Here is a 12,737-nt window from a genome sequence, read left to right as displayed (position 1 = left end):
TTGATCACTTTATGTTGTTGACATTGGGTTAAGTCTATAGGTTAACATAAGTATTAGATAGGGGTGATACTTATGTTGATTTCTAAGAGAGAAAATTTGAATCTATCTTTTTTTTCGATTGGAATGCTAATATCAATATTAGGGTCTGCTATTTATACTTTTGTTATAGGACTCTATGTTTTAAAAATAACAGAATCAGGTATGAGCTTTGCAACAACACTTATGTTAAATGTTATTGCAGTTATTATTTTCAATCCAATTGCAGGTGTAGTATCAGACAGATTTAACAAAAAAAGAATTGTTATAATTATGGATTTATTAAATGGATTAATGTTTATTATTCTATTTATAGTTAGCAAATATAATAGTTTAACATTTGCAACCATTTATATAAGTACATTTTTAACTTCAGGATTAACGACCATATTTGGTATTACATTTAACACTGCAAAGCCTAACATTGTAACTGATAGCAAACTATTAAAAATAAATTCAGTTACAACAATAATTGAATCTTTAGCTTCTATAGCAGGTCCAGCTATAGGGGGGATGGTTTTTGCTTTTATAAGTATTGATCTATTTATTCTGTTTAATGGAGTTTCCTTTCTAATATCTGTTATTTTTGAAAGCATGATTGATTTTAACCTTAATAAAACAGGAATAGATGGAGAAGAAGAAAATCTTGGCTTCTTTCGAGATTTTAAAGTGGGAATTAATTATATCTTAAGTCGAAAAGATGTGATAGCAATAGTTAGTTTGTTGATAGCAATAAACTTTTTTATAAGCCTTTGTATAACTGTACCTTTACCCTATATCATAAATCAAGTATTAAAATTGAGTTCAAGCACTTATGGAATTGTTAAAAGCTTTTTTCCCATAGGAATGATATTAGGAGCTACAATTATAAAATATATTATGAAAAAGATGGACTACGATAGATTATTGAAGATAATGACCTTGGGATTAGCTACGATTATTCTTATGATTGGTATACCCTTAATAATACAATCAGGCATCTTTGTTGAATATATTTATCTTATATATTATGCAATTTGTAATCTGTTATTTGGATTAATTGTTTCTTTTATAGATATTCCTATTATATACTTTATGCAGATAAAGATACCAAGTAATCTTAGAGGGCGGGTCCTAAGTATAGGTATGGGTGGAGCTAAAATTATTGCTCCCATGGCATTGATCTTATCAGGATTATTACTTGAACATATAGAGGCATATCTACTACCATTAGTTGGAGGCGGGGTACTATTTATAGGAACAGTATTCTGGCTGAGAGGTTGGTTAACAGGTAGAATTGAAGGTCAAATAGAAAGAAAAAGTGAAATTTCTTAAAAATTATTTAGATACATTAAATAGGCTATATATACAACTTGGTAGTTTATTGGCTAGGGGGAACCCTAGTCTTTTAACTTTTTTGATAAGTACAATTAATGACATAATTAAAAGGTGATCATTTTAAATAGCAATGGAATTTAGACTTACAAAACTAAGCTCAACCATTCCAGCAATATGTAAAATATGGGATATATGGTATAATATTTAAGGAATGTTGCATTTAAGGAATCTTTGACTTGGAATGCTATCAGATATCATGAAAATGGAGTGATTGGTAATGATGTATAAGCTTATAAAGACTAAAAGAAGTAGCTTAGATATAACGAGAATTAAGAGAAATAGTGCACATAATAGATTGCCAAGTCAAGGGACTGCTGTTTTTCAGTTTGTATATGAAGATGGAAATGATGAAATCTTAGAATTGGATATTGTTAGGAAAGAAGATATTTATAGGTCTATTTATGAGGGTAAAACTGTAAATTTAGATTACTGTTACATAGAAGACTTTTCATTAGGTGAGATAGACATTAATAAAATATGCAATTCAAAAGATAGAAAAATCCCTATAATCGGATTTACTGCATTTTCTGCATTCTTTAATTTAAAAGAAAACAAGCGTATAGCTTTTGACAATGCCATTTTTAAAAATAGGACAATAGATTTTAGAAACTGTAAGTTTGGAGATGGGAATATTAGTTTTAAAGACTCGGAGTTTATAGCTAGACAAGTAGACTTTAGGAACACTAATTTTGGTACTGGAAATATTAATTTTGAAAATGTGAAGTTTTATAATAAATGTATTGATTTCAGAGAGGCACATTTTAGTAATGGAGATGTGAGTTTCAAATTTGCAGATTTTAGAGGGTCTTCCTATTTTAATAATGTTAAATTTAAAACAGGAAATATAAGTTTTAATAGAGCTAGTTTTGGGGGTCAGAGTGTAAGCTTTAAAGGTGCTGAATTTGGAAACGGTGATTTAGATTTCAGTTGTACAACCTTTATGCCAAGCAGGAAAGATAAAATTCAACATATGAGTATTGATTTTACTAGATCAATATTTGGAAAAGGAGAAATTTCTTTTAGGCAATCATATGCAGAAAGTAGTAATATTACATTTAAGGATAATCACTTCTATGATTACGTAAATATGCAGTTTGCATATTGCAGATTCTTGGAAATAATAGAATGCAGAATAGAAAATGTATTAAATTTAAACCCAACTAAGTATATCCCGGTAGATATCAAGAGAATTGACATATTGAATACAATAATATTAGGTCAAATTAGACTTGATTGGTACAAGAATAATGTTAAAAAATTAATTTATAAACAAGATAAGAGTACGACTTTCATGGAAAAGGCTGAACAATTTAGAATGCTTAAAGAAAATTTTAGTAATTTAGGACAATATGACGATGAAGATGAATCATATCTTGAATATAGGAAGTGTGAAATTAAATCAAGATTATATGATGAAATTGAAACGCCAAAGAGAGCTTCTAAGAGAAAAATAAAATTGATTAATTATAAGAATAGCCTGAATCAAAGGGTTAATTTTTACAAGAACAAATTAAATAATCAAGCTCGTAGTCACATTTTAGATTATATTAAGTATTTAATTGCTCTAAATAAGCTTTACCTTATTAGACCTATTGAATCAATGAGATATTTTTTGAAGTGGCTTATATTTTATAAAATAGGTGGATTTGGGACAAAACCCAGAAATGTTTTCATTACAATGTTAATTGTAGTATGTGCCTTTGCAGTATTATTTACTTTTATACCATTTTTTGAATTTAACGTCGGAGCTTTAAATGAAATTAATATTTTAGGTAGTGACAATTCAAGAAGAATAACACATCAATTGTTCAGTATTGAAGTAGGGAATATAAAGAATCTAATAAACTCATTTTATTATAGTGGAATTACTTTCTTAACTATTGGCTATGGTGATATACATCCATTAAATACTCCAACTAAACTATTATCAATATTTGAAGGGTTTCTAGGGATTTTCTTAATGTCATATTTTACAGTTTCTTTTGTGAGAAAGCTGTTGAGGTGATTGGTTATTAAGTTATGATAGGGTAAATGGTTCACAATTCTTTTTTCATTGGCTATGAATTTAAACTTCAAATTAACCAAATCATTAGTAATATAGAAATGATCGATAATCCCCTCGAAGGATCAAACAGGGTTGCTTTCATGAAAGACAAAAGCTGATCAGTAGGTATTATAAAATCAGCAACCCACCTTAAATCAAGGAGCTCCTTCTTATCAACATTAATCTTATCCCTATAACTCATATATTTCCTTGGAGTGATATCACCTATAGTAGTTCTATAGTGTCCAATCTCCTCAGCTAGAACTGTCCTACACAACCTTTCATTATTTCTTATTGACTCATTAATAAGTATTATGTAGTAGTCACTATCAAAGGTGTAGTAAGCTAAAACTGAATTTGGAAGATAAATAAACTTCAGTATAATACCACACTTATCTATTATTTCTTCTAATTTTTTTGTTGCAATCATAAATAATCCTCCTAACATAGAAAACGTACGTTCTATCATATCATATTACTTATTTAACAAGTATATATTGACAAGTAAAAATGTGTTAGGAAGAAATAATGATAAAATAGATAATTGTGCTCATATGTAAAATAATTGTAGAAAAGGGATAAAAATGATATAATTTTATTGATTTCTTATATTTCTGTGACTTATCACATTTATTAGAAGAAGGGGAGAGAGACTTTTGAGAAAAATAAAATCAGAGACTTTTTTTATTATTTCATTACTAGTTTTTACTTCAATAATAATTTATTTTTTATTATCTAGTCTTCAAATTGGAGCAACAATGGAAACTAATAGTTTAAATATAGAAAGTTTACAGACAAATGTAATAAGTAGTATTATGAATGCTACTGATAATGCTATTAACAAAATTTATAATATTATTATTGTATTGACAGTGTATATAACAGTAGTAATAACCACGTTTTCATTATTTTAGTATATAAAGTCTAAAGAGATTACTAGAATTAAAAGCGATTTAGAAGCTAGTATTGTAGAATTAAGAGAAAAAATAGAAAATGATAGAGAAGATTTGAATAATGAATTTGAAGATAAATTAGTTAAGATGAATGACATTTTGGAAAAAGTTAAGAATGAAGCATTAGAAAACTCTATAAAGACTAGAATTGATTTGTTAGAAATGAAAGCAGAAACAGAAAGAAATAGGAGCGATTATCTTTCAATAAAAAGGTCTATTGAGTTGTATAGTGAAATAATATCTTTAATTGAACAGACACCTAATGTAGTAGATAACGCACGTAAAGGAGATATCTATAATCATTATGCCATTGTAATAAGTACAAGAGATATAAGAGAAGCTGAGGTGTATTACAAAAAAGCAATTGAAAATATAGAAGAAGACGTATTTAAATCTTACTCATATTCAAATTTAGGACTTATTAAGCTAAAAGGTAAATTTTATTCTAAAGCAGTTGAATATTTTGAAATAGCACTAGACTTAAATGAATTGAATTTACTTGCCCAGAAAGATTTGATTGTTGCTTTAGATATGAGAAATGAAGTAGGCGATATTGATAGGGCTTTTAATCTATTGAAAAACTTGAGAACATATGAAGATCACATCAAGAGAGAAGAATTTTTTAATTTAATAAATAATTATGAATTACCAAATGTTCAGAAGAAATATGCTGAAGAAATTAAAGAAATCAAAAATATTTATGTAAGAGAACAGCCTGAATTACTCAGTTCTAAAATACAACATTAAAAAATTTCAAACCAATTTATATTGCAATTGTTATTCAACATATTTGGGGAGATAGATGAAAAATTTAGTAGTAAAGCGTATATAAATATGAATATTTAATAAACAATCTTGTAAAATAGATTACTCTAAGAGGAGGTGAGATATGAAAATATTCTTGAGATAAAAAATAGAATAAAATATTTAGTAAATTTATAAACATTATATAATGTTTATAAATTAGATTAAGATGAAGTGATGATATGTTAAATGCAAAGTAAGTTTACATCACTGAGATAGGTTAGAGAAAAAAATATACAAAAGTATATCTAATTTATTATTTTTTAGTAAACAAAGGATTTGAGTGAAATGTTGACATAACTAGTGAGTATATGAGAAAGACTGACGAGCAGATTTGAAATTATCATAACATATAAGTAAAAAAGAGTGTTAGTAGTAGTTTAAAAAGAGCAGTAGAAAAAAGGAGGAGAATTTATGTGTAATACAATCGAGGATCGACTAAGCCTAATAGAATTCCGTCAAGAACTTCTATTTAATAATACAGGAGTAGATAGGTTACTTTTTGAATATAATGTTACTAAACCACAATATCGTTCAATTATGGACGTGATGGATGAATATAGAAGAAAAATAGATAATAATGAAAGTGTTCATCATGGTGGCTTTGAGCAAGAAATTTATAATATAGTTCCACAGCATCATGGAGATTATCATTTTGTTGAAGGACTTGCTCAAGAATTTCATGGACAAGGAAGATGGGAAGAAGTCTTTGTTGTATTATATGGTGATATGCCTAAGTTTCAAAGCTATTTAAATAAGTGATTTTGAGAGAAATTATCTAATTTGATTTAAATATCACTAGAATATTTTGATAGAGAGATAAGTGAAGTCTAATACAAAACCTTTAATATTCATATTTTAAATAATTGAAATTATAATAAACTAGGAAAAAAGTATATCCCCTAATATTTAAAATATACTAGGGGATATCTTTATATAGTTAATATTTCACTTACTATATCACTACAATGTTCTTTTGTATACTTTTTAGTATTCCTTAGCTTACATCCAATTGAAGAGATTGTATCTAAATTTGGAAATCTCATATTTTTAAAATCACTGACATTAATAGTATGAGTTCCGTTTATTAGATAATAGTAGCTTTGAAATTGTTTAGAATTGATAATACAAAACAAACCATAACATTCATCCAATGATAAATATTTATCATTAGTTACCCTATGAAAATATAAAAGATTATTATCTAAACCTAAAAGTTCATGTTGAAAAAAATCTTTACTCAAAACAGAAGAAATAAGTATGTTCTTATCATCTTTAGCAGTAACCTTTCTTAAGATTAAATAATTGGAATTTTTTATTAAACATCTAGCACTTTTATGAATTGATTTATTATGAGTTTTTCTAGAGTTTTTTCTAGAAAAATAAATAATTTCATTATTATTAACTATATCGTTATTAATGAGTAAAGGAGCATAATCTCCTGAATAAATATTTTTCCTTAAATATTCCTGATTTCTGAATTGTACAATTGGTCCAACAGACACTTTAATATCTATATCATCTAAAGTATATTCTAAATCCAAAAACTTATTTACTAACATTAAGTCTTTATTATCGTTTGGAACAAATATAGAGTTGTTTTTTTTATCAAAAATAATATTGTTAAAATTAATTTTCAACTCAGAATCGCCATTACGTGAAATTTGGATTTCTGTATTCCTTTTATTAACGTATGTAGATATAATAATTTCCTGGTTTACAAATTTAAAAAGATTTCTGTTGTCAAAAGTATGTATATGTGAAAAAGAATAATTATTAAAGATAAAGTTGCGAATTTTCTTTGAGTATATTCCAACTAAATAATTTCTTGGACTAATAACCGAAAATACACCTTCTTTTTTTAATAGCTTTAGGCTCATTGCAATGAAAAGTGTATATATATTAGGTTGACCGTGTACTAAATCTTTCATAAGCAATGCTTCATCTGAGCTTTGATTAATTTTTTTGAAAGGTGGGTTAGAAACTATAATATCATATAACAAATAATTATTATCACATTTCCATTTGTCTGAATTAAACAATATGAAATTCTCATTATATAGATTTATGATAATTTCTATATTGTGATTCTTCTTAAAGTACATTTTTAATAGATTAAGATTCTCATTTAATATATTAAATAGTTCAGAATCAAGTTCAAAAACATCAATAAACAGTTTATTAATGTTTGTTTTTTTAATAATATAGAAAACTGTTTCAAGTATCAGTATTCCACAACCAGCCGCTGGCTCTAAGAGACTAATAGAATCTTGTTCTTTAAATGAATCCCAATTAATAGTTTCAAGCATTTTTTTGCATATATGTGGGGGAGTGAAAAATTGAGAATTTGACTTTAAGTGTTTTCGGCTCTTTTTTTCAATATAATTTTCTTGAGATCTATTAAATATGTCTAATAACTCATTTTTTTTCATACTGCATCTCCTAAAAATAAATATTTTATATAAAGTTTACTATATAAATCTAAAAAAAGCTATAGCTTTTTTTAGATTTAAGTATTAAGATATTCTTTATCAATTATATAATCAATTAACGTATTCTTTATAATATCTAATGTTTCTACAACACATCTATAATCCTCAGTCCATATATTATATGATGTTTGAACTTGAGCATCTGTAATATCTCTGTTTTTAGAAATAGAAAAAGCGTTACCAGTTTTTAATTCTCCATGAGCAATCCCATTACGCCTTTGATAAAGCACTCCTAGCTTGTCCATTTGAAAAGTTGCGTTAGTTCGGTCAATTGACAGGATTTCTAAAGTATATTTTAGAGTATCATGATTTAAGATATATTTATCAATATCTGCATTCTTTAGGAAACTTTCATTGGCATTAAAAACATTATAAAAAACATCAAGTATTCTTCTAGCCTTAGCATCTTGTGTAACTATGTGATTTTCTAATTTTGTGAGTAAGCAGAAGATAAGATAGTTTATATTTATATCATCATTTGATAAATCTAGAGTTTTAAGAAAAGAAATCAACTCTAAAAAACTAAATTTCAAAAAACCCTCATAATGAGCGTATAATTCTGGCACTGTTGTTCTAATAAAAGTAAATTTATGATTATTAGACTTAAGTTCATGTAAAATTTCATTCAAATATCCTAAATATTTTTTTCTTAAAATCAATTCATTATCGAGCTTATTGATAAATGATTCAACTTTATTATTATAAGAATCATTCATTAGTAAAAACCTTTTTTGCTTCTTCTTTAGCTTCCTTAAGTCTTTGAATTACTTTTATATTGGATTTTCCAATTTTTTGTAAATGAGTACCAATGCTATTTAAATTTTTAATTTTATCAATGTAATAAGCTTTATTTTCAAGCAAAGTATTTGGATTATTTAAGACTGTACATCCCCAAATTAGAGTTTCAAATACAAACCAATTAAATGCCCCTTTAAATCTACTAGTACTTTTATCATAAACTTTAAAGCCATAATCATCAGATATACTATCACTTAAAAAATTAATTAGAATATCAAAAGCATTTAATTCTTCGTTAATATTGAAATTTTTTCTTGTAATAATCTGTTCAATTGCATCATCTAAGAACTCATTAATATCTGCACTGTTAGGAACATCATCAATATCTTCATAATTCCTCATAACTAGAAACCTTGTTAGAATATCCATATCCATTCTTATCTCAGACTTTGAATCAGGAATGTTAATCATAGTTATAAAGCTGTCTTTCTTACAATATGCATCCATTGAATTATAAACATCTTCATCACTCATAAGAATTAAAGCGTTTCTAATCTCCTGTGGGCTTAGGTGAGAACCTCCAGTGTTGAGGCGTTTAAATAGCTCAAATTTTGATTTTTTTTCGCTCCCATGTTTTAATATGATAACAGGTAGAGAAGATCTCTTGAAATCAATTTTAGTTGCAGTATCTAAGCTATCTCCATATCTAGTATAGTAGTATTTACCTTCAAGATGCTTAAGTATTTTTGCCTTTTCAAGTTGTAGTGGAGTTATTTTTTCATCATTTTCGTCTTTTAATATATCAGCAAAATGATATATAGTTGAAAGTCTTTGTACACCATCTATTACATCCCAAACACCATCATCTCTTTGGAGTACAAAAATAGCTGGAATAGGATATCCCAGTAAAATGGATTCAATAAAGCTAGTTTCTTGAAATGAGTCCCATCTAAACAATCTTTGAAAGGCAGGGTCAAGATTTATCTCGCTCTCTTGATATAAATTAATCAACTCACCAACTGACATGGTTAACTGATGTGTATATATTTCTCCACGTTTTGATTCTATTTCATCTCTAAGATTACTAAATTCATTCGTTGTCATATAATAACCTCCTATTTAGCTAAATAATAACTTGAATACATTATATGAAGTAAACCAATTAGAATATACATATTATACAAATAATAATATGATTGCACAAATCTAATAATTGATTAAAATCATATATTCAATCATAATTATAGTATACACTATAATATTAATCATTTGAAATGGATATTGGATATTAATAAATCAAGTGAAAGGATTGATCTTAGAAACGTTTGTATATGAATCTATATATTTTTTCAAAACATCTATTTTAATATGTGTACTTGCACCTCTAGAATTAGGATGTATAAAATCCTAATTTATTTAAACTAAATAGCTATTGAAAATATGAAATATTATGTCTTTAGTTCATTATTGTTGAGAAGAGGTAAAATCAAAGTTTTCATTTAGTTTTTCTATTGATGAAATCTTCCAAATAGAATTATCATCGCTAAACGCATATTTTAAATAGATATCTTCATCTATCCAATATTCTTTTACATATACTTCGTAATTATCATCAGTTTTTATAGGTAATGACATATCATAACCTATAAATTTATCTGTTGAATAATTATTAAAATTATCTGATAGCTCCCATTTCTTAATCAAGATGTTATCTGACATAAGATTATATCTTTTTTCATAAAAATCATACACTAAGAGAGATTTCAACTCTTTAACTTCTTCTTTTTTTATAGTTTTCTTTTGTCTTATATTATAGTAAATGTCTAAGCTTTCAATGATTCTTTCAGAATCAAGATAATTTTTGTTTACTTGTCCTTTAAGTGTTTTATTATTATCATACTTAGTAAATACTTTATTATTACCTACACTATATATGCCAATTTCAAAAATTCTATTAGTTGGAATGACATCAATTTTATTTTTATGGGTATTATATCCAATAACATAATTATCTGTAATATCTATTTTTAGTAATTCTCTATAATCATTTTCACTAGTATATACTTTCATTACTTGAAGTTTAGATTCATCATTGGTTACACTTTGCACTTTACAATAAAAAGAATAGAAAGAGTTTATGGTTATTAAAATATACAAAGTTACAATTGTAACTAAACCAAAAATAATAAAAATATATGGCTTATCCTCAGAATCAAAAAAGTTGTTTTTAAATAAATAAGTAATCAAAATATATATGTAATACATTAGAGAAAATATTACAATATTTGGGAGTATAAATCCACTAAAGAGTTTATATAAACTAGAATCAAATTCAATACTTGTAGCAAAAGAAAACAAATCAAACAGCGTAACTATAGGAAAAGCAAAGATAGAACTTATCAGTGCATAACATACTAATTTGAATAGAGTCCAAGCATACTTATGACTTTTTAAGGAGGAAATACGAAATCTAACAGAAAAAAGAAAATTACGAAAGTCGGAATTTCTTAAGCAGAAATTTCCAAGAGAATTTAGTATTCTAGTTATTATGTAAGTTAAAACAATTAGTAGTAATGTATACATAAATAATTTAGAGCCTATAATCAAATAGGTACTAAAGGAGAAGGGTAATAAGCCGTCAAAATTTACTCGAATAAGTGTAAATCCAGTAATATCGTAAGCAAATGCCATTGTTAATGATTGAGAATATATAAATCCTAAAACATAGATTATTACTGGAAAGCTAAAGTAATAACTTCTAATAATTTTTAATATAGATTTTATAAATTTGTTTGAACTATTTTCTATCATTGTTGCCTCCAGCCTTTTTTTTGATGGTTTAAATAATATTTTAATTAATAAAGTTAAGCACTGTATAGCATTCGTCATTTCTCACTAATTTTGTGATTTATATAATATGACAGCATGTCCCAAAATGAATTTTATTTACACATAAGCAAAAAGTATAATTAGAATTTATGATAAAAACAATGAATTTCTAAACGTAACCTTGTAAAAAAATGCATTAATTTGTCGAAAAAATTGGATACTATAAAAGACCACATAATAAGTGGTCTTTTATAGTATAATATCAAACTCAAGCCGTTATTTTTTTAGATATGAAACCTATTTGATTCATTCTGAGATATAACTATATGTATCTCCTTAAGCTTTCAATAAGATCATCTTTATGGTTGTATATATTTTGTATATCATCTATTTCATATTTGATTTCTTTTTTATTTTCATCAGGTATGGTTAAGTACTTTATACTTTCTTTAATGTAAACTCTACAGATCCATTTCCAAGTATTGTTTTCAAGTAGAATACTAAAATATGATTGAGTATCTTTATAAGTTATTTTCTCAGGATCAATATAATCTTTCAATATTGTTTTTATTATAAAGAAGGATTCTAATTCTTCGATTGTGGTAACTATTTTATTACTATCATCAGATTGGTTATTATCATTATCATTTTCAGATGAGGCTTCATCCTCTTGTGAAGAAGAACTTTGCTTTTCAATTGCATTTTTAATTCTTTCATTCATTAATTCATTTATGTATTCATTTAATGATTTTTTCACAATATATCTAAATTTATCAATCATGTTTTGTGTTCTTCTACCAGAATATATTTCTCCAAGTATAAAATGAACAAAATCATCTGTAGGGTTGTCCAATAATTTGGTCATAAGTTCTTTTATCTCACCAGTATACTTTAATTCAGAAGCAGAACTCATAATAGTATCTACATCTAAATTCTCTTTCTTAAATTTCTTTAATTCATTAACTTTATTTTCTTTAATTTCAAGCAAATTAAATTCAAAAAATGGCTTTGTATCCATAATGTTTTGCTCATCTAAATCTGTATAAAATAAGTATGAAATACCATTTGTTAGAATACCAAATTTTGCCTTTGTAGTACCAAAATATCTGAAAAGCTGATTTCCATGCTTATGTAAATAAAACTCTGAACAGGTTTTTGCTTCAATTAATATTAAAGGTTCATCATTCTTCATTATGGCATAGTCTACTTTTTCACCTTTCTTAAGACCTACATCAGCAATAAATTCTGGTAAAAACTCATCAGGATCGAATACATCATATCCTAGTAGTTGAAAGAAAGGCATAATGAGTGAGGTTTTAGTTGCTTCCTCGGTCGAAATGCGATCCTTAAGTTTTTTTGCTTTAGTTGAAAATTGTTTTAGTTCATCAATAAAATCCATTTTACTCCCCCTTAGTATTTTGTATTTTATTTTTGATATTTAATTCAATTTCAAACGATATAAAT

11 protein-coding genes are annotated in these 12,737 nt (G+C 26.2%); 5 read left to right on the top strand and 6 right to left on the bottom strand.

From position 1 onward, the window contains the following. The first annotated feature begins 72 nt into the window (after positions 1–72). Complete coding sequence (locus JMO20_RS06955; protein ID WP_202708814.1) at positions 73–1,350, top strand: MFS transporter; 1,278 nt, start codon at positions 73–75, stop codon at positions 1,348–1,350. Between the two features lie 280 nt (positions 1,351–1,630). After that, complete coding sequence (locus JMO20_RS06950; protein ID WP_202708813.1) at positions 1,631–3,418, top strand: ion channel; 1,788 nt, start codon at positions 1,631–1,633, stop codon at positions 3,416–3,418. Between the two features lie 67 nt (positions 3,419–3,485). Here the strand turns inward: JMO20_RS06950 and JMO20_RS06945 are convergent, their stop codons facing one another. Further along, complete coding sequence (locus JMO20_RS06945; RefSeq protein ID WP_202708812.1) at positions 3,486–3,887, bottom strand: M78 family metallopeptidase domain-containing protein; 402 nt, start codon at positions 3,885–3,887, stop codon at positions 3,486–3,488. A gap of 226 nt (positions 3,888–4,113) precedes the next feature. Here JMO20_RS06945 and JMO20_RS06940 point away from each other — a divergent pair, with 226 nt between their 5' ends. The 3 genes from JMO20_RS06940 (at position 4,114) to JMO20_RS06930 (ending at position 5,976) form a co-directional block, all read left to right on the top strand. After that, complete coding sequence (locus tag JMO20_RS06940) at positions 4,114–4,371, top strand: hypothetical protein (RefSeq protein ID WP_202708811.1); 258 nt, start codon at positions 4,114–4,116, stop codon at positions 4,369–4,371. A 93-nt stretch (positions 4,372–4,464) separates the two neighbouring features. Beyond that, positions 4,465–5,157: a tetratricopeptide repeat protein gene (locus JMO20_RS06935; RefSeq protein ID WP_202708810.1), complete on the top strand. Its 693-nt coding sequence runs from the start codon at positions 4,465–4,467 to the stop codon at positions 5,155–5,157. 471 nt (positions 5,158–5,628) lie between these two features. After that, the gene (locus JMO20_RS06930; RefSeq protein ID WP_202708809.1) at positions 5,629–5,976 is read left to right on the top strand and encodes a DUF1878 domain-containing protein; all 348 of its coding nucleotides are present in this window, start codon (positions 5,629–5,631) and stop codon (positions 5,974–5,976) included. A 170-nt stretch (positions 5,977–6,146) separates the two neighbouring features. Here the strand turns inward: JMO20_RS06930 and JMO20_RS06925 are convergent, their stop codons facing one another. From JMO20_RS06925 to JMO20_RS06905, 5 genes are all read right to left on the bottom strand, one after another. Beyond that, complete coding sequence (locus tag JMO20_RS06925) at positions 6,147–7,646, bottom strand: Eco57I restriction-modification methylase domain-containing protein (RefSeq protein ID WP_202708808.1); 1,500 nt, start codon at positions 7,644–7,646, stop codon at positions 6,147–6,149. A gap of 77 nt (positions 7,647–7,723) precedes the next feature. Beyond that, the gene (locus tag JMO20_RS06920; protein ID WP_202708807.1) at positions 7,724–8,422 is read right to left on the bottom strand and encodes an MAE_28990/MAE_18760 family HEPN-like nuclease; all 699 of its coding nucleotides are present in this window, start codon (positions 8,420–8,422) and stop codon (positions 7,724–7,726) included. Next, entirely contained in the window at positions 8,415–9,548 is a 1,134-nt protein-coding gene (locus tag JMO20_RS06915) for a DUF262 domain-containing protein (RefSeq protein WP_202708806.1), read from the bottom strand. The genes JMO20_RS06920 and JMO20_RS06915 overlap by 8 nt, the downstream gene beginning before the upstream one ends. 360 nt (positions 9,549–9,908) lie before the next feature. Further along, positions 9,909–10,514, bottom strand: coding sequence for a hypothetical protein (locus JMO20_RS19830; protein ID WP_207753452.1), 606 nt, complete (start codon positions 10,512–10,514; stop codon positions 9,909–9,911). A 1,081-nt stretch (positions 10,515–11,595) separates the two neighbouring features. Further along, positions 11,596–12,672, bottom strand: a complete 1,077-nt coding sequence (locus JMO20_RS06905) for a type I restriction endonuclease (protein ID WP_202708804.1) — start codon at positions 12,670–12,672, stop codon at positions 11,596–11,598. Between the last annotated feature and the right edge of the window lie 65 nt (positions 12,673–12,737).

It is taken from the genome of Sporosalibacterium faouarense (assembly GCF_016765695.1).
GTDB classification, from domain to species: Bacteria; Bacillota; Clostridia; order Tissierellales; family VENL01; genus Sporosalibacterium; species Sporosalibacterium faouarense.
Note: the sequence above shows the minus strand (reverse complement) of the source record. Positions and strands in the feature narration are given on the sequence as shown.

Excerpts from the sequence above, each read along its gene's own strand:
- JMO20_RS19830 (WP_207753452.1), bottom strand. The coding sequence starts at position 10,514 with ATGAAAGTATATACTAGTGAAAATGATTATAGAGAATTACTAAAAATA.
- JMO20_RS06950 (WP_202708813.1), top strand. The coding sequence starts at position 1,631 with ATGATGTATAAGCTTATAAAGACTAAAAGAAGTAGCTTAGATATAACG.
- JMO20_RS06925 (WP_202708808.1), bottom strand. The coding sequence starts at position 7,646 with ATGAAAAAAAATGAGTTATTAGACATATTTAATAGATCTCAAGAAAAT.
- JMO20_RS06930 (WP_202708809.1), top strand. The coding sequence starts at position 5,629 with ATGTGTAATACAATCGAGGATCGACTAAGCCTAATAGAATTCCGTCAA.
- JMO20_RS06905 (WP_202708804.1), bottom strand. The coding sequence starts at position 12,672 with ATGGATTTTATTGATGAACTAAAACAATTTTCAACTAAAGCAAAAAAA.
- JMO20_RS06920 (WP_202708807.1), bottom strand. The coding sequence starts at position 8,422 with ATGAATGATTCTTATAATAATAAAGTTGAATCATTTATCAATAAGCTC.
- JMO20_RS06915 (WP_202708806.1), bottom strand. The coding sequence starts at position 9,548 with ATGACAACGAATGAATTTAGTAATCTTAGAGATGAAATAGAATCAAAA.
- JMO20_RS06955 (WP_202708814.1), top strand. The coding sequence starts at position 73 with ATGTTGATTTCTAAGAGAGAAAATTTGAATCTATCTTTTTTTTCGATT.
- JMO20_RS06945 (WP_202708812.1), bottom strand. The coding sequence starts at position 3,887 with ATGATTGCAACAAAAAAATTAGAAGAAATAATAGATAAGTGTGGTATT.